The sequence below is a fragment of the Collinsella aerofaciens genome (assembly GCF_039836695.1).
Taxonomy (GTDB): domain Bacteria; phylum Actinomycetota; class Coriobacteriia; order Coriobacteriales; family Coriobacteriaceae; genus Collinsella; species Collinsella aerofaciens_BD.
On sequence record NZ_JBDPAC010000022.1, the window covers coordinates 18,394 to 36,208 of the forward strand.

General features: G+C 59.1%; 15 protein-coding genes. 9 read left to right on the top strand and 6 right to left on the bottom strand.

Translation table 11 applies throughout. The annotated features are described in order from the left end of the window. Nucleotides 1-90 precede the first annotated feature (90 nt). The 7 genes from xseA to ABG996_RS09165 all read left to right on the top strand — a co-directional run bounded on the left by xseA (nt 91) and on the right by ABG996_RS09165 (nt 7,091). Nucleotides 91-1,542, top strand: coding sequence for an exodeoxyribonuclease VII large subunit (xseA, locus tag ABG996_RS09135; protein WP_347478286.1), 1,452 nt, complete (start codon nt 91-93; stop codon nt 1,540-1,542). A gap of 42 nt (nt 1,543-1,584) precedes the next feature. Then, nucleotides 1,585-1,851 carry an exodeoxyribonuclease VII small subunit gene (gene xseB / locus ABG996_RS09140; protein ID WP_347478287.1) on the top strand — a complete coding sequence of 89 codons (267 nt, stop codon included), beginning with the start codon at nt 1,585-1,587 and terminating at the stop codon, nt 1,849-1,851. Between the two features lie 49 nt (nt 1,852-1,900). Continuing rightward, nucleotides 1,901-2,236, top strand: coding sequence for a histidine triad nucleotide-binding protein (locus ABG996_RS09145; RefSeq protein ID WP_035137921.1), 336 nt, complete (start codon nt 1,901-1,903; stop codon nt 2,234-2,236). Nucleotides 2,237-2,277: 41 nt separating this feature from the next. Then, a complete protein-coding gene (locus ABG996_RS09150) occupies nt 2,278-3,168 on the top strand; it encodes a LysR family transcriptional regulator (protein ID WP_347478288.1) in 891 nt (296 codons plus the stop codon). A 119-nt stretch (nt 3,169-3,287) separates the two neighbouring features. Next, entirely contained in the window at nt 3,288-4,448 is a 1,161-nt protein-coding gene (locus tag ABG996_RS09155; RefSeq protein WP_347478289.1) for an MFS transporter, read from the top strand. A 121-nt stretch (nt 4,449-4,569) separates the two neighbouring features. After that, a complete protein-coding gene (locus tag ABG996_RS09160) occupies nt 4,570-5,748 on the top strand; it encodes an acetate/propionate family kinase (protein ID WP_055309796.1) in 1,179 nt (392 codons plus the stop codon). Nucleotides 5,749-5,912: 164 nt separating this feature from the next. Continuing rightward, on the top strand, nt 5,913-7,091 hold the full coding sequence (locus tag ABG996_RS09165) for an acetate/propionate family kinase (protein WP_117820680.1): 1,179 nt from the start codon (nt 5,913-5,915) through the stop codon (nt 7,089-7,091). Between the two features lie 97 nt (nt 7,092-7,188). On the opposite strand, the gene pta is transcribed toward ABG996_RS09165, so the two are convergent. Continuing rightward, nucleotides 7,189-8,169, bottom strand: a complete 981-nt coding sequence (pta, locus tag ABG996_RS09170; protein ID WP_006234296.1) for a phosphate acetyltransferase — start codon at nt 8,167-8,169, stop codon at nt 7,189-7,191. 231 nt (nt 8,170-8,400) lie between these two features. On the opposite strand from pta, the gene glf reads away from it, so the two are divergent. Together glf and ABG996_RS09180 are read left to right on the top strand one after the other, a co-directional pair. Beyond that, nucleotides 8,401-9,603, top strand: coding sequence for a UDP-galactopyranose mutase (gene glf, locus ABG996_RS09175; protein WP_347478290.1), 1,203 nt, complete (start codon nt 8,401-8,403; stop codon nt 9,601-9,603). Then, nucleotides 9,596-10,627, top strand: coding sequence for a glycosyltransferase family 2 protein (locus tag ABG996_RS09180; protein WP_271738632.1), 1,032 nt, complete (start codon nt 9,596-9,598; stop codon nt 10,625-10,627). Before glf ends, ABG996_RS09180 begins: the two co-directional genes overlap by 8 nt. 359 nt (nt 10,628-10,986) lie before the next feature. Here the strand turns inward: ABG996_RS09180 and ABG996_RS09185 are convergent, their stop codons facing one another. From ABG996_RS09185 to ppk1, 5 genes are all read right to left on the bottom strand, one after another. Then, complete coding sequence (locus ABG996_RS09185; RefSeq protein WP_347478291.1) at nt 10,987-11,988, bottom strand: P1 family peptidase; 1,002 nt, start codon at nt 11,986-11,988, stop codon at nt 10,987-10,989. A 100-nt stretch (nt 11,989-12,088) separates the two neighbouring features. Then, nucleotides 12,089-12,670, bottom strand: a complete 582-nt coding sequence (locus ABG996_RS09190; RefSeq protein ID WP_347478292.1) for a Maf family protein — start codon at nt 12,668-12,670, stop codon at nt 12,089-12,091. Further along, complete coding sequence (locus ABG996_RS09195) at nt 12,667-13,209, bottom strand: DJ-1 family glyoxalase III (protein ID WP_347478293.1); 543 nt, start codon at nt 13,207-13,209, stop codon at nt 12,667-12,669. The genes ABG996_RS09190 and ABG996_RS09195 overlap by 4 nt, the downstream gene beginning before the upstream one ends. A 179-nt stretch (nt 13,210-13,388) precedes the next feature. Beyond that, nucleotides 13,389-14,717, bottom strand: coding sequence for a 23S rRNA (uracil(1939)-C(5))-methyltransferase RlmD (gene rlmD / locus ABG996_RS09200; RefSeq protein WP_347478294.1), 1,329 nt, complete (start codon nt 14,715-14,717; stop codon nt 13,389-13,391). A gap of 86 nt (nt 14,718-14,803) precedes the next feature. Continuing rightward, nucleotides 14,804-17,206, bottom strand: a complete 2,403-nt coding sequence (gene ppk1, locus ABG996_RS09205) for a polyphosphate kinase 1 (protein ID WP_347478295.1) — start codon at nt 17,204-17,206, stop codon at nt 14,804-14,806. Nucleotides 17,207-17,815: the final 609 nt, after the last annotated feature.

Here is a 17,815-nt window from a genome sequence, read left to right on the forward strand (position 1 = left end):
GGATTCGTGTCCCCGCGGCGCTGTACTATGTGTTGGACTTGAATTTGCGCAGGGCCGAAGCCCTTGTGCACGATGACGAAAGGAGGCTGCGTGGCAGGCTGGAATCTAACCGGCAATGCCGTTTCCGCCGAGTTTGACGGTTCGGCTGAGCAGGAGCGCAAGGAGCTCAGCGTGAGCCAGGCGGTAGAAATCGCTGCCGGCGCGCTCGATGCCATTCCGCAGCTGAGCGTTTTGGGCGAGGTCACGGGTTTCCGTGGTCCTAACGCCCGAAGTGGCCACTGTTATTTCCAGATCAAGGACGATTCGGCAGCCGTCGACTGCATCATCTGGAAGGGCGCCTATCTCAAGCGCACGTTCGATCTGCGCGACGGCATGCAGGTGAGCTTCAAGGGCAGCTTCAATCTCTATAAGGCCACGGGCCGCATGAGCTTTGTCGCCCGCTCGTTCTCGCTGGCGGGGGAGGGCTTGCTGCGTCAACAAGTGGCGCAGTTGGCCGAAAAGCTTCGCCGCGAGGGCCTGATGGACGAAGCGCGCAAACGTCGCATTCCGGTGTTCTGCTCGCGCGTGGCAGTCGTCACCTCGCTTTCGGGCGCCGTAATCGACGACGTCAAGCGTACGCTGCGCCGTCGCAACCCGCTCGTCGAGCTCGTCTGCGTGGGTGCCAAGGTTCAAGGCGAGGGTGCGCCGGCAGAGCTCATTGAGGGCTTGCGCCGCGCCGCTGCCATTACGCCGGCGCCCGACTGCATCTTGCTGGTGCGCGGCGGCGGCTCCTTCGAGGACCTCATGACCTTTAATGACGAGGAGCTTGCCCGCGCTGTGGCGGCTTGTCCTGTGCCCGTGGTGACCGGCATTGGCCATGAGCCCGATACCTCGATTTGCGACATGGTGAGCGACCGCCGCGCCTCCACGCCCACGGCGGCGGCAGAATCGGTGGCGCCGGCTATGACGGAGTTGGCCGATGTGCTCGAGGCGCGCCATCAGCGTCTGGGTGCCGCGATGGCATCGATGATTGGGTCGGCCCAGGTCGACCTGGAGATGCTCGACCAGCGCGGTCGCCGCGCCTGGGATACCTATACGGCCCGCTTGGGCGATGCGCTCGATGCGGCTGCGTGCCGCCCGTGCCTCAACGACCCCACATTTATGGTTGAGCGTCGCGAATCGGAGCTTGCGCTGACTGCCGATCGCCTGTCGGGCGCCATAGTACGCTCGGTCGGGGCATTCCGCTCCAACTTTGAGCGCCTGCCCGAGCGCCTGGTTGCAAGCACCTCGGGGCTCGATGGCAAACGCCATGCGCTCGCGCTTGCGAGTTCCCGCCTGGAGCATCAGGGGCGCACGATGCTCAACAAACCCGCGTCCGAGCTGGGCCGAGCGGCAGCCTCGCTCGACGCCCTGTCGCCGCTCAAGGTGCTTGCCCGTGGCTATTCCATCGCGTACAGCGATGATGGGGTGGCTACAAGTGCCAAGACCTTTAAGCCCGGCGACGCCATACGCGTGCGCATGGCAGACGGCAACGTGGCGGCAACGGTCAATACGGTCGAGTAGGCCGCGTTTCATAGCGATAAACCTTTGGGAAAGGAAACAGATATGGCAGAGAAGACCCCGGTCGAGCAGCTTACGTACAAGCAGGCCTCGCAGGAGCTGGAGCTCATCATTCGCAGCTTGGAGTCGGGCGATATGGAGCTTGAGCAGTCGCTCGAGAGCTACACCCGCGGCGTCGAGCTCCTCAAGAGCCTGCGCACCCGCCTGTCCGATGCCGAGCAGAAGGTCTCGGTGCTCCTTAAGGACGTCGACGGCAACGACGTACTCGCCGACGGCGAAGCCGCCAACACCGACGACAACCTCTCGTTCTAACCATCCCGACCAAATATAATTACCTTGGTCTGTAAGAAAGGAACCAGCTATGTGTGATTGCATCTTCTGCAAAATCGCCAACCACGAGATCCCCTCGACCGTTGTCTATGAGGACGACCAGGTCATCGCCTTCGACGACCTCAACCCCCAGGCGCCGGTCCACACGCTCGTGATCCCCAAGAAGCACTACAGCGATATCGCCGATAACGTGCCGGCCGAGACCATGGGCGCCATGGCTCACGCCATCCAGGAGGTCGCTAAGGCCAAGGGCTTGGAGGACGGTTTCCGCGTCATCTCCAACAAGGGCGTCAACGCCGGCCAGACCGTCATGCACTTCCACATGCACGTCCTCGGCGGCAAGAACCTGGGCGAGAACCTCATCTGAGGGCGCGTAGCCCGTCGACTTGGCTGCCTTTGGAGTAATCTATGCAGCTTTCTCAACTCGAATACCTTCAAGCGGTAGCGAACTATGGTGGCGTGCGCAAAGCAGCTCGCGCCGTTCATGTGAGTCCGCAGGCTGTTTCGTCGGCAATCAAAAAGTTGGAATCTGAGTATCAGATTGTTTTGCTCGACCGATCGGCGGGGGAGGCTGTTTTGTCTCCGGCGGGCAGAGAATTTGCGCGTCGTGCACGCGTGATCCTGGCACAAGTCGACGATCTCAAAAAGTACGCTCAATCGAGGGACGACGGCGTCTCGCCCGACGGCCACTTTCGTCTTTACGCCCCCTGCCTTCATGGGCGGGGGCGCCTTTTTGCCGAAAACTGGTATGACTCGTTTGAACGCTCGCACCCTCAGATTCATCTTGATGTGTGGCATCAGCCAACGGCGACATGCTTTGAATCGCTTGTGCTTGGCATTTCGGATGCGGCCATCTCATTTGAGGAACCAAGGGACGGTGTCCTTTCTTCGAAATACTTGGGTGAAAAGGAGCTCAAGGTTCTTTCATGCCCAGCGGGTCATCAATCTGTGGGTGCTATGACCGTTCGTGAGTTACTGAGCGGCAGGCTCGCTGTTCCCATTAATTTGTCACCCTGTCTCAATGCAATCAATCAATGTCCTGAAGCCCAGCTCGTTAATTTTCGCTTCCGTGATGTCGAATACGGAAGCAGGGCGCAGACTGAGTTTCTTCAAGCCGGGGGATTGATATTGAGTTTTTCTGGCTCTTCTCTCGCATCAAATGGATTGGAAGTAAGCGAGTGCTCCATCGAAGGCTCGCATGACGTAGCCTTGCCCGTCTACTTTTGCTATCGACAAAATGCCTGGACCGATCGACACCAGACGGTTTTTCTGCACCTATTGCGTCATCTTGCTTCGTGAGATTAATTGGCTTCGAGGCGTCAAGTGATTATTGACGCCTTGCAACACATAGCTGACAGCTTTGCCCTCATGCTTTTCCAAGATTCCGATTTAGATTGCTGACTCTTGGAGGGCGGAGCATGAAAAACCGTACGGTTTTGCTTTATATAACGTTCGTTTTTCTGTCGAACTTCAGCACTATTTTGTATTTTCTGACGGTTTACCTTGAATTCGTCGGATTCTCGATAGTGGCGATTTCTAGCATGATGATTGCATATCAAGTGAGCAAGTTCATCCTCGAAGTTCCCACTGGCTATATTGCTGATAGGTTTGGACGAAAGACAAGCGGTCTCGTTGGCGTCGTGGGGATGCTTGGATACTACGCCGCCCTGCTTCTCGTCCGTTCCCCTCTGCTTTTAATCGGTGCGTTCGCTCTCAAAGGTTTTGTCGTTGCATGTCTGAGCGGATCCATAGAAGCGATTTACATTGACAGCGTCTCTCGGGACCAGCTCGTAAGACTTAATGTCGTTGAGCGATTTGTTTTCTATGCCTCTTATGCCCTCTCCGCTTGCGTGGGCGGTTTCATTTCGTCTGTCGGTGCATATCTCATTGGTCTTTCGGCAGATATCATCGCAATGGTGTTGACGTTGGTTGTTGTTGTCTGCATTCCTGAGATGCGAAGAGGGGGCACTGCGGCGACACCTGAACGTGGAATTAGCCCGAAGATGATCGGTGCCGCTATTGCGTGTAATGGTATTCTTCGTTCGGCGTTCATCATGGACTGTTCTCAGGCATTTGCTTTTGTCGCCCTGGAAGACTTTTTCTCACTGCTGCTTGCGGGTCGCGGAATGAATGCTGTCGCTTCGGGCGTGACCATTGCGGTCCAGCTCCTTGCCTCCGCCTCCATAGGGTTTATTGTGCCCAGTGTGATTGCTCGTGTCGACAAGGGCCGTTTTGCGTGTATTTGCGGCATTGTGCGCCTTTCCCTGACTGCTCTGTTTTTGATTCCCTTTACTCCGGTCTGTTTGCTGCCCGTGTTCTATGTGTTGCAGACGGTCGCTTACTCGTTATTTGCTCCAATTAAATACTCAATTTTTCAAAATGCTGCTGATTCTTCGATGCGCTGTTCATTGATTTCGGTTCAAAGCCAGATGGTGGCGGTGGGTGCTGTTCTTTTCTATCTGCTCAACGCTGTGTTGAGCAGCGCTGCGGGCATTCGAGTCGTATTGCTTGTCGCGCTCGGGATTTCTTCTTTGGTGTATATTCCCGCGCTATTTCGTCTTACAAGCCAAAGGACATGAGTATTTAGACACCGATAACTTATATATCAACGCCAATAAACCCGAGCGCGAGGGCGTTTGGGTTTATTATTGAAGCGTATGTAACCTGGCGGCGCCACACCGCCTGTTAGTAGGGAGACACATGAACGTTCTGGTCGTCAACGCAGGATCTTCGACCCTTAAGTATCAGGTCATCGATACCAAGTCCCACAAGGTGTCCGCAAAGGGCTCCTGCGAGCGCGTCTGCTTTACCGGCGGTACCTTCACCCACGCTGCCAACGGTTCCAAGAAGGTGACCGAGAACATCGAGTTCCCCGACCACAAGGTCGCCATCGAGGTCGTCCTGAAGGACCTCGAGGCCAACGGCGTCAAGATCGAGGGCATCGGCCACCGTATCGTTCAGGGCGGTTGGTACTTCGGCGATTCCTCCCTCGTCGACGAGGACGTCCTCGCCAAGATCCGCGAGGTCGCTCCGCTCGCCCCGCTGCACAACAACCCCGAGGCCAACGTTATCGAGTACTGCCTGGAGCAGTATCCCGACCTGCCCAACGTCACGGTCTACGACACTGCTTTCCACTTCAATATGCCCGAGGTCGCCAAGACTTACGCCCTGCCCAAGGACGTCTGCGACAAGCTGCACATCCGTAAGTACGGCGCCCACGGCACCAGCTACCGTTACATCTCCAAGAAGGTCGCCGAGATGACCAACGGCGAGGCTCGCAAGGTCGTCGTGTGCCATATCGGCTCCGGTGCTTCCCTGTGCGCCATCGAGGACGGCAAGTGCATGGACACCACCATGGGTCTCACCCCGCTCGACGGCGTCATGATGGGAACTCGCTGCGGCTCTATCGACCCGGCTACCGTGTGCTACCTGCAGCGCGAGGGTGGCTACACCTTCGACGAGGTCGACGAGATGATGAACAAGAAGTCCGGCCTTTTGGCTGTGACCGGCGGCAAGACCAACGACTGCCGCAACGTCGAGGAGCTCGCCGCCGCTGGTGACCCCGATGCTCAGCTCGCCTTCGACATGTTTGTCTACAAGATTGCCGCTAAGGCAGCCGAGATGGCTACTTCTATGTGCGGTATGGACACCCTGGTCTTTACTGCCGGCATCGGCGAGCACGCTCCGGCTGTCCGCGCTGGCGTGGCCGACCGTCTGGCCTTTATGGGCGTCAAGATGGATCATGCCCGCAACGCCCTGCGTGGCGACGGCGCTTGGTGCCTGTCTGCCAAGGATTCCAAGGTCAAGATTTTCGTCATCCCCACGGACGAGGAGTTCATGATCGCCTCCGACGTCGAGCGCATCGTCAACGGCAAGTAATTGCAAAAGGGGAGGGGCTGGACGACCGAGCGCCGTTCGGCCCCTCTTTTGTGTTCGTTGGGCGATATGCCTGATAGCTATTTATTAAGTTGTGATAACTTCTTATTAACATGCGGCCGCCTTAAGGGGTCTGCGTCGACCGTATTGCACTGCAAAGGAGTCTCATGAACGTACTTGTTGTCAACGCCGGCAGCTCAAGCCTTAAATATCAGCTTTTGGATACCGATACCCGCGAGGTTTTCGCCAAGGGCAACTGCGAACGTATCGGTTCGGACATGGGCATCTTTGGCCACTCCGAGAACGGTGGCGCCAAGCAGACCGAGGAGGTCCCTTTCCCCGATCATCGCTCTGCTATCGCTCGCGTGCTCGAGGAGCTCGAGAAGACCGACTTTACGATTGATGGCATTGGCCATCGTATCGTTCAGGGCGGCTGGCACTTCGATGATTCCGCGGTCGTCGACGATGAGGTCATGGCTAAGATCCTTGAGGTGGCCCCGCTCGCTCCGCTGCACAATTACGGCGAGGCCGCGGCAATCGAATATTGCCGCGAGAAGTATCCTGAGCTGCCCAACGTGGCCGTCTTCGACACCTCGTTCCACATGACCATGCCCGAGGTCGCCTACACCTACGCGCTGCCCAAGGACGTGTGCGACAAGTACCACGTGCGCAAGTACGGCGCACACGGTACGAGCCACCGCTACGAGTGGATGATGGCCAAGGAGATCCTGGGCTCGCGCTGCCACCGTCTGCTTTCGTGCCATCTGGGCAACGGTGCTTCGCTTGCCGCCATTGAGGACGGCGTGTGCCGCGATACCACGATGGGCCTCACGCCGCTTGACGGCCTGATGATGGGCACCCGTTGTGGTTCCATTGACCCGGCCACCGTGTGCTACCTGCAGCGCGAGGGCGGCTACAGCTACCAGGAAGTCGACGACATGATGAACAAGCAGTCCGGCCTGCTTGCCATTTCGGGCATCTCCAACGACGCCCGCGACATCCGCACGCGCGCCTCCGAGGGAGATGAGCGCTGCCTGCTCGCCTTCGATATGTTTGCCTACAAGGCTATGCAGCAGGCCGGCTCCATGATCGCCTCCATGGCGGGCGTGGATACCATCACCTTTACCGCCGGCATCGGCGAGAACGACTGGTCGATTCGCAAGGCCTTCTGCGACTGCTTTGAGTGGCTGGGCGTGCGCATCGACAATAACAAGAACCGCGAGGCCGTGGGCAACGGCCCGCAGGTCATCAGCGCCGCCGGTTCCGCCGTCACGGTCATGGTCATCCCCACCGACGAGGAATACATGATCGCCCACGACGTCGAGCGTCTGACCAAGAACAACTAACGCTCGCATTTGCAAGTAAACGAAAGGCCTCCAGAGCAACAGCTCCGGAGGCCTTTTGCTAGCGGGCGGAAATTCCTGTCCCGAGGGGATATGTACGCTACTCAGCCATCTGAGCCTGGACGGCGGTGATGGCCACGACACCCACGATGTCGTCGGCAGAGCAGCCGCGCGAAAGGTCGTTAACCGGCTTGGCGATGCCCTGCAGGATGGGGCCGTAGGCGTCAGCACCGGCGAAGCGCTGGACCAGCTTGTAGCCGATGTTGCCGGCCTCGAGGTCGGGGAACACCAGCACGTTAGCCTTACCGGCGACGGAGGAGCCGGGAGCCTTGAGCTGGGCGACAGTGGGGACGATAGCGGCATCGAGCTGCAGGTCGCCGTCGATGGCGAGCTCGGGAGCCTTCTCCTTGCAGAACTTTACGGCCTCTTGGACCTTCTTGGCGACCTCGCCGCCGGCGGAGCCCATGGTGGAGTAGGAGAGCATGGCCACGTGCGGCTCAACGTTGCCCATGAAGGTGGACCAGGAGTGAGCGGAGGCGATGGCGATCTCGGAGAGCTCGTCGGAGGACGGGTTGATGTTGAGGCCGCAGTCGGCGAAGATCAGCGTGCCGTCGGTGCCGAACTGCGGGGTGTCGGTGCACATCACGAAGAAGGCCGAGACCAGCTTGGTGCCCGGGGCGGTCTTGAGGATCTGAAGTGCAGGGCGCAGGGTGTCGGCGGTGGAGTGGCAGGCGCCGGAGACCAGGCCGTCGGCGTCGCCCATCTTGACCATCATGGTGCCAAAGTAGGTGGCGTCCATCACCTGGGCGCGAGCCTGCTCGATGGTAACGCCCTTCTTGGCGCGGAGCTCAGCAAACTTCTGCGCATACTCCTCGTGCTTCTCGGCATTGCGCGGGTCGATGACGGTAGCGCCGGGAACGTTGATCTCGTCGGGGTTGCCCAGGATGACGATCTTTGCCAGGCCCTCCTCGATGATTTTGGTGGCCGCGACGATAGTGCGCGGATCCTCGCCCTCGGGCAGGACGATCGTCTTAAGGTCGGCCTTGGCGGCAGACTTCATACGGTTTAGGAAATCGCTCATGTTACTCCTTACAAGCGTTTCGCTAAGCTCCAGGCACCCGGCTGTTCACGAATAAACCCGCTGCTAGCGGGTTTACCTTTCAATTATGTACGCCGCGGTGCTTGAGCTTTCCTTGTGTGGCAAGCTCATTATAGGACGCATTAGCGCTATAATCGCTCTGATAAATATGTCTCGAAGAATGTTCGAGAAAAGCCCAGCTAACGAGCCCGTGGCTTTTGACAAGGAGTATCGATGCAGATTACCTCAGGCCTGCCTGAAGGCTTTAACGCCGGCGCGTACGACATGATTGTCGTCGGTGCTGGATATGCCGGTGCCGTTTGCGCCCGCCGTCTTGCCGAGACCATCGGCTATCGTGTTGCCGTTTTGGAGCGCCGTAGCCACATTGCGGGCAATGCCTATGACTGCACTGACGAGGCCGGAATCCTGATTCACGAGTACGGTCCGCATATCTATCACACCTTTAACGAGCGCGTGCACAATTTCCTGTCGCGCTTTACCAAGTGGACGGATTATCAGCACAAGGTGCTCGCCAACATCAACGGTACCCTTATGCCCGTGCCCTTCAACCATGCGAGTCTCAAGCTCGCCTTTGGTGACGAGCGCGGCGAGGAGCTGTATCAGAAGCTCGTGGAGACCTTTGGCAAGGATGTCAAGGTGCCCATTATGGAGCTGCGTAAGAAGAACGACCCGGATCTTGCCGAGGTCGCCGATTACGTCTACGAGAACGTCTTTTTACATTACACCATGAAGCAGTGGGGCCAGACGCCCGATCAGATCGACCCCTCGATCACCGGCCGCGTTCCCGTCTTTGTGGGCGATGATGACCGCTACTTCCCGCAAGCTCCCTTCCAGGGCATGCCGCAGGAGGGCTACACGGCGCTCTTTGAGCACATGCTCGACCACGACCTGATCGACGTGTTCTGCGACGTGGACGCCCGTGACCTCTTTGAAATCGACGACACCACCGTCAAGATCGACGGCAAGGTCTATGGTGGCGAGATTGTCTATACCGGTCCACTCGACGAGCTGTTCAACCTCGACTTGGGTGCGTTGCCGTACCGCACGCTCGATATGAAGTTCGAGACGCTCGATACGGACCAGTTCCAGCCCGTGGGCACCGTCAACTACACCACGAGCGAGGACTACACGCGTATCACCGAGTTCAAGAACATGACCGGTCAGGTCCTGCCCGGCAAGACCACCATCATGAAGGAGTACTCCAAGGCCTATACGCCCGGCTCGGGCGAGACGCCGTACTACGCCATTCTTGAGCCCGAGAACCGTGAGCTCTATGAGCGCTATCTTGAGCGCGTCCAGAACCTGACGAACTTCCACCCGGTGGGTCGTCTGGCCGAGTATCGTTACTACGATATGGACGCCGTGACCAATTCTGCCCTCGATCTTTCGGATGAGATTATCGCCTGCCATGCATAAAGTCATAACATTCGGTATTCCCTCGTATAACGCCGCCAAGGACATGGACCATTGCATCACCTCCATCTTGGAGGGGAGCAATTACGCTACCGATATCGAGATTATCGTGGTGGACGACGGCTCCAAGGACGAGACGGCCGATAAGGCCGATGAGTGGGAGGCACGTTATCCTGGAATCATCCGCGCGGTGCACCAGGAGAATGGCGGTCACGGTATTGCCGTCCTTTCGGGTCTGCGCGAGGCGCAGGGCACCTACTACAAGGTTGTCGACTCGGACGACTGGCTTGACGGCGCTGCCCTTTCGACCATGCTGTCGATTCTGCGTGGCTTTGAGGAGCGCGACCAGCGCGTTGACCTGTTTATCTCGAACTACGTGTACGAGAAGGTTTACGAGGGCACGCATACCGCTATTGGCTACAAATTTGCCCTGCCGCGCAAAAAGATCTTTTCCTGGGATCAGATCGGTCATTTCCGCCTGGACCAGAACCTCCTCATGCACAGCCTGTGCTATCGCACGGATGTGCTGCGCGAGTCCAACCTTCCCATGCCGCCGCACACGTTCTATGTGGACAACATCTACGCCTACGTGCCGCTGCCGCGTTGCAAGACCATGTACTACGCCGACATCGACCTCTACCGCTACTTTATCGGTCGCGAGGGCCAGAGCGTCAACGAGGCAACGATGGTCAAGCGTCTGGACCAGCAGTTCCGTGTTACGCGTATCATGATGGAGTCGTACCACTTGTACAGCGATGTTGGGTCGTCGCGCCTGCGTTCGTACATGATGGGCTACTTCACCATGATGATGGCGATCTGCTCGGTGCTTACCAAGCTTTCCGAGGAAGATTGCGCCGACGAGCGCCTAAAGACGCTGTGGAATGATTTGAAGGCCTATGACGAGCGCATGTATCGTCGTGCCCGCTACGGCGTGGTCGGGTTCTTCACCAATCTGCGCGGTCGTGCCGGTGACAAAACCACACTCGGCCTATACCGTCTTGCCTCAAAGATCTTCAAATTCAACTAGCACAGAAGCGCTCGGGTAACGGGGACCCCTGGTCCTTAACTTGCTACTTCGAACAGTCCTGCGCAAGACGGAGGCGCCACTGGTGCCTCCTTTGCGTGCGGAACTCGTATCAAGTTAAGGACCAGGGGTCCTCTGCTGTGTCTCGCTTTGTGTTAGCAAGCAGAATTTGAAGATCTTGGACGCGCGGTACACAGGGGCCTGGGCTGAAAAGACTTGGTTGGTAGGTTGCCCGGTGGGGCTTGGTTATGTTTGTCGCGAGTTCCGCACGAGCCGAAGAGCACTTAATGTGCTCTTCGTGCGAGCCAGGACTGTAGAGCAGCAAACATAACCAAGCCCACCGGGCAACCGGTCAGGTTAGGCTACTTCGCGGCGCCGGGGATGCCGTGGGAGGTTTTGGCGGTTTTGGCTCCGTTTACGATGGCGGTCTGTAGAGCCCTTACGGCGAGCATGCCCAGCAGGTCTAGGGGAACGGCGGCGCTTGCCTGGGCGTCCAGTTTGCCGCTGGCGAGGGTGTAGATGGTGTCGCCGTCGTTGGTGGTGTGCGTGGGACGGATGGCGTGTGCGTAGGCGTCTGCGGCCATCTGGGAGACCTTGGTGGCCTGGGCCTTAGTGAGTTCCACGTTGGTGACGATGCAGCTGATGGTGGTGTTGGTGCGGTCGAGCGGCATCTGCATGGATCCGGCGGCGGCAAAGGCTGCGAGTTCCATGTCGACGATCTGGTCGCTATCGGCCGCGGCACGCATACCGGCGACCCACTCGCCGGTGAAGGGGTCGACAACGTTGCCACAGGCGTTGACCGAGACCACGGCGCCCACCTTGATGGGGCCGAGCGCCACGGCGGCAGCTCCGAGGCCGGCCTTCATGCAGGTGGCGGGCCCCATGAGCTTTCCGACGGTGGCACCCGTGCCGGCACCTACATTGCCCTGCTCGAGCGTGGTGGGGGTGTTGTCGAGTGCCTCACGCACGGCGGCGTTGCCGGCCTCTATGTCGGGGCGCGCGGTGGGATCGCCAAAGGCGAGGTCGAAGATGCAGCTGGAGCACACGATGGGCACCTGCGTGGGTCCGACGGGCAGACCGATGCCGCGGCTCTCGAGTTCGCGGGCCACGCCGCTTGCAGCCTCGAGGCCAAAGGCCGATCCACCCGAAAGGCAGACGGCGTGGACCTTGTCGACGGTGTTCTCGGGACGCAGCAGGTCGGTTTCGCGCGATGCTGGAGCACCGCCGCGAACGTCAACGCCGCCGGTGGCGCCCTCGGGTGCCACGATTACGGTGCAGCCGGTGCCAGCCTCCTCGTCCGTATAGTTGCCAAAGCAAAAGCCATCGACATTGCAAACATCGATGGCTTCGAGCAGTGTGTCCATATTTTCTCCTATCGGTTTTCCGCCGGGCCTTATGCCCGGTCGGGATCCGTACGGTACGGCAAAATTGTAGGCGCTGGGGGATGCCCAGCGCCAGATGCAATTACGAGAGTTTTTGAATCGCGCGTGCTACGCGAGCGATGGGCAAGCCCACCACGTTATAGAAGTCACCCGAAATATCGTGCACGAGCATGCGGCCGCCTGTGCCCTGGATGCCGTAGGCTCCGGCCTTGTCCATGGGCTCGCCGGAGGCAACATAGCGCTCGATCTGCTCTTCGGTAAGCTCATAGAACGTCACGTCGGTCACATCGACAAACGACAGGCTCTCGGCGGCATGCGGAGCTGTAGCGTCGCTGGCTTTAACGATGCAGACGCCGGTTGCCACCTGGTGCGTGCGGCCCGAAAGCTCGCGGAGCATGGTGCACGCCTCGTCCTCGTTTGCCGGCTTGCCCAAAATCTGGCCGTCAAAGGTGACAATAGTATCGGCCGCGACGGTCAGTTCGTTGGGCTCGGCATGCTCGGCCGCGACGGCAGCGGCTTTGGCACGCGCCAAGCGCTCGACGAGCGTAAGCGGAGCTTCGCCATCAAAAGGCGTTTCATCGATATCTGCGGGAATCACGCGAATGTTATAGCCTGCCTCGCGCATCAGCTCTATACGGCGCGGCGATTGCGAAGCCAAGATCATAGCTGGATGCCCTCGGCGACCTTCTCGACGGCCTTCTCGCCGGCGAGCGTGCGCAGCAGCTCCAAGGCAAAGGGGAGTGACTGTGCCATGCCGCTGGCAGTGATGATGTTGCCGTCTTGCGTGACCTTCTCGCCGGTATAAACACCCTCGGGGAAGCTTTTCTCAAAGCCAGGGAAGCACGTGGCATGGCGTCCCTCGAGTAGACCAAGCTCGCCCAGGATAAACGGGGCAGCGCAGATGGCGGCAACGTGCTTGGTCGCGGCGAAATCGCAAACTACGTCGCAGACGCGCTGGTCGGCGCGCAGGTTGGTGGCACCGGGCAGGCCGCCGGGCAGCACGACGCAGTCATACTCGTCAAAGTTGATCTCGTCAAAGAGCGCGTCGCAGGTCACGGGAATCTGCAACGAGCTCACGACCTCGCGTGTGGGCATAATCGAGACGAGCGTGGCGCGCACGCCGCCGCGACGCATGACGTCGACCATGGTCAGGCATTCAATAGTTTCAAAGCCATCGGCGGCGAGAACGGCAACGCTGGGCATGTGAGTTCCTTTCGATAGGCGGCATACAATTAGCCGTCTTATACCCCGAAGACATACGCTTGCCACGCTCGATTTCCCAATGTTTAGAAAGGGACGGGGACTAAATAATCATTCGGTATAAATTGATTATTTAGTCCCCGTCCTAGAAAAATCATCGGGCGCGGTCTTGGGCAAACAGTCTAGTTGCGCTTGAGGTGGACGACCGTTTCGCAGTGGAAGGTTTGCGGGAATAGGTCGACCGGCGTGATCTTGACGGGGGAGAAGGTGCCTTCCTCGACAAAGCGCTTAAGATCGCGCGCCAGGGTGGCCGGATCGCAGCTCACATAGGCGACATCGCGAGCGCTTGTGCTGGCGATGAGGTCGATAGCCTCGGGCGCCAGACCTGCACGCGGCGGGTCGACTACCAGGACGTCGGCGTCCTGGTCGGGGAACTCGCGCACGGCATCGCCGCCGATGACGTCGACGTTGTCGAGCTTGTTGATCTCGAGGTTACGGCGTAGATCGCGCACGGCGGGGCCGTAGGCCTCGACGGCAGCGACAAAGTCGCAGCGGCGGGCGAGCGGCAGGGTAAAGGTGCCGGCACCGCAGTACAGGTCCACGGCAAGCTCGTCTTCCTGCGGGTCGAGCGCTTCCATAACGAGCTCAATCAAAATCTCGGCGCCCTTGGTATTGACCTGGAAAAACGACGGGGCAGATAAGCGCATCTGGCTTTCGGCGATATTCTCGGTCCACGAGCCCTCGCCGGCGAGCATCTCGACTTTGGAGACACGGCGGGCTTTCTTTCCGCCCTTGCTCATGACGCGCACGACGCTCGTGGGGTGTGCGGCGTCTGCCAGTACGCGTGAGACCTGTGAGCGCGGGAAGGAACCTGTGGGTGTCCAAAGTGCGACCTCGAGTGCTTTGGTGCGACGCGAAGCGCGAATGCCCACGCGCTCGAGGCCCAGGTCGTGGCTGCCGCTCAGATAGTTGAGCGCGCCGACGACCGATTTGAGCGCCTTGGGAAAACGCTTATCGAACAGCGGGCACGAATCGACGGTCACGATCTTGCTGGGATCGACGCCGTGCATGCCAAGGCGAACGCGGCCGTTAACGACGGTCGGCTCCAGCTCAATCTTATTGCGGTAACCCCAGTCGTCCTTGGTGTAGCGGATGGGCTGGACAAGATCGTCGACCTGCTCGGGGGTGAACTTGCCAATGCGCTCGAGCGTGGAACGCAGGTTTTGCTCTTTGGCGGCAAGCTGGGCGGTGCGCGAGAGATTGCCCCACGAACAACCGCCGCAGATGCCCACGAAGGGGCAGCGGGGCTGAATGCGATCGAAGCTCGGCTCCAGAATCTCGGTCGTGCGGGCGCGCATAAACGACTTGCCGTCCTGCACGACCTCGGCCTCGACGGTGTCGCCTGCCACGGCGCCCTGTACAAAGACGGCCTTGCCGTTGTCGGCGTGCGCCAGTCCGTCGGCGCCGTAGGTCATCGATTCTATAGTGAGCTTCATATTCCTGCCTGTCATTCGCGGTTTTGTCCTCAACCATGGTAGCAGGGAAAAGCGCCCCGTATCTGGGGCATTCCTCAAATACGGGGCGCTTCTACAAACGTCTATTTTGTCTTGCCGGTAATGAGCGTCTTAAGCCCTAGGCCGATCAGACCCAGTCCCATGCGCACGCGACCGTGGCGATGGCGCTCGATGGCCTTGGTCTTGCCAACGGGCTTCTCGCGGCGAGCGCTCTTCTCGGACGCGGGCTTGGCCGCCTGCGGTTGGGGCCGAGGAGCAGGTTCGGACTCAGGCTCGATAACGGTCGCTCGGACCTTCTGGACCTCGGGTGCGGCCGGCTGAGGCTCGGGCTCAGGCTGGGATGCGAGCGCGGGTTCTGCCTCGGTGGCGGCCTCGGCGTTGCGATACGCACGCTCCAGCAGGGCTTCCTGCGAGTTGAAGGGCTTCTCGTCCTCTTTGCGCTTCACGGGAACCCAGGTGCCGTCACTCGTCAGGCTGCGTGCCTTCACGTTGTCGCGCAGCTGCATGCCCATGTACTCGTGCACCAGGGCGCGGCAGGTGGGGTCGAGCACGGGGAAGGCGATCTCCACGCGGTGCTCGGTGTTGCGCGTCATCATGTCTGCCGAGCTCAGGTAGATCATGTCCGAGTCCACGCCAAAGGCATAGACGCGCGCATGCTCCAGAAAGCGTCCGACGATGGAGCGCACGTGCACGTTCTCGGTCTTGCCCGGAATACCAGGCTTGAGGCACGAGATACCGCGGATGATCATATCCACGCGCACGCCGGCACACGATGCCTCGGCAATCTTGTCGATGACCTCGCGGTCGGTAAGCGAGTTGAGCTTAAAGAACACGCGGGCGGGCTCACCGACAAGGGCGCGCTGGATCTCGCGGTCCAGGCCACGCATGATGAGCGGCTTGAGGCCCACGGGCGCCACGCCCAGGAAGCGGTAGTCGCCGCGCAGGTTGCCCAGCGACAGATTGCGGAAGAACAGGTTGGCGTCCTCGCCGATGCCGGGGTGGGCGGTCATGAGCATAAAGTCGCTGTAGAGCTTGGCCGTCTTCTCGTTAAAGTTACCGGTTCCCAAAAGCGTGAGTCGGGTGAGCGCCATGCCCTCGCGATAGGTGAGCTGGCAGATCTTTGAGTGGCACTTAAAGCCCTCGGAGCCATAGATAACGGTGCAGCCCGCTTCTTCCAGACGCTCGGCCCACTCGATGTTATTTTGCTCGTCAAAGCGAGCACGAAGTTCCATGAGCACCGTGACCTCTTTGCCGTTCTCGGCAGCATCGATCAACGACTCGCACAGACGGCTCTGCTTTGCCACGCGGTAGAGCGTGATGCGCAGCGAGATACACTCGGGGTCGTAGGCTGCCTCGTGTACCAGGTCCAGGAACGGATTCATGGCCTCGTAAGGGTAAAAGAGCAGCTTGTCGTGCTGCAGGACCTGCTCGCGGATGGAGCGGGTCATATCGATGGTGGGGTTGGGCTGCGGCTTAAACGGCGTAAAGAGCAGCTCGTTGCGTAGATGCTCGGGAATCTTGCCCTCAATACCAAAGACGTAGCCAAGGTCAAGGGGGATATCGCAGGTAAAGACCGAGCGGCGAGAAAGCTCGAGCGCCTTGCGGATGGTCTTGAGCGTTGGCTTTTCGAGCGAGCCCGATACGGCGAGCACCACCGGCTGCAGGCGCAGGCGCTTCTTGAGGATGCGCTTCATGTGCTGGCGGTAATCCTCTTCCTCCTCGACGCCCTCGCCGTCCGGGTCGATATCGGCATTGCGGGTGACGCGGATCAGCGCGCGATCCAGCGGTTTATAGGAGCCAAAGCAGCTGTCCAGGCAGGCGAGGATGACGTCCTCGAGCAAGATGTAGGAGTAGGTGCCGGTGGGCGAGGGGATCTCGACCACGCGGTTCATCGAGGTGGGAATCTCGATAAGGCCCAGCAGGCTCTCCTCGTCGGTGGCGCCGTCCAGACCACAGGCCAGATAGAGCGCGCCGTTGCGCAGGTTGGGGAAGGGGTGGCGCGGGTCGATGACCAGCGGCGAGATGACCGGCGACACGTAGGCCTGGAAGTAGCGGGTTACAAAAGTGCGCTCCTCGGGCGTAAGCGAATCGATGCGGGCGCGGTGAACGCCCAGGGTGTCGAGCTTGCCCTCGATGCTCTTAAAGATAGATTCCCAACGGGTAAGGAGCCCGGGCAGCTCTGCCATGACGGCATCGACCTGTTCGGAGGCGGTCATATTGCTCTTGTTCTCGACAGGCTGTTTTTTGAGCTCTGCCAGATCGGACAGGCCGCCCACGCGCACCATGAGAAATTCATCGAGGTTGGACTCGAAGATCGACACGAACTTAAGACGCTCGAACAGCGGAACGGTCTCGTCGAAGGCTTCGTCAAGCACGCGGTTGTCAAAGCGCAGCCAGCTAAGCTCTCGGTTTTGCGTATACGAAAAATCACGCGGCGGCTTGCGCAGCTTGGCGGCGGCTTGCTTTTTTTCGATTTTGCTCGGCATATGCATCTGTCCGTTCAGTCCCCGCAAGGGACGGTAGCCTAACTCTAATTCACTATTGTCTCAATTTAGTCGACCGCTGGCACGGACGTATCGCGTGAACGGTATCTTTACCTACTTCTTACGCTGACAAGCCGAAGCACTAACGTCCGGTGTTTTGAGCAAGCGATCTATATCCTCACTCAACTGGTGAGAATGTATGAATAAGAATGATAGCAAGCTGAATATAATCGAATGTAGGTCGAATCGAGGGCAAGCGTCATTTATATGCAGAAAACCGTTTTCACTATGCAATTTTGAATCATGGATAACTTTGAGTGTTCAAGCTTGATTTCCTAGAAAAATAACGTTTACCTAGGAAAATCTGCTTTACGAAACTGAAGTGCATCATGGGGAATCATATGCGATATACCGTTCATCGCACTTTGTTGACCGTTCGGGGGCGAGGTAGCATTACGAATGGAATTTGGATATAACTAGAGCTGTCAGCAAGCAGCGTCCCATATGGAGGGGCGCTGATACATTCGGCCAGTAAGGCCCGAAAGAAAGGTAGGAGGCCATGACGAAAGGTCTGCACGTGCCTTCCGAGATCGGCAAGCTCAGGAAGGTCTG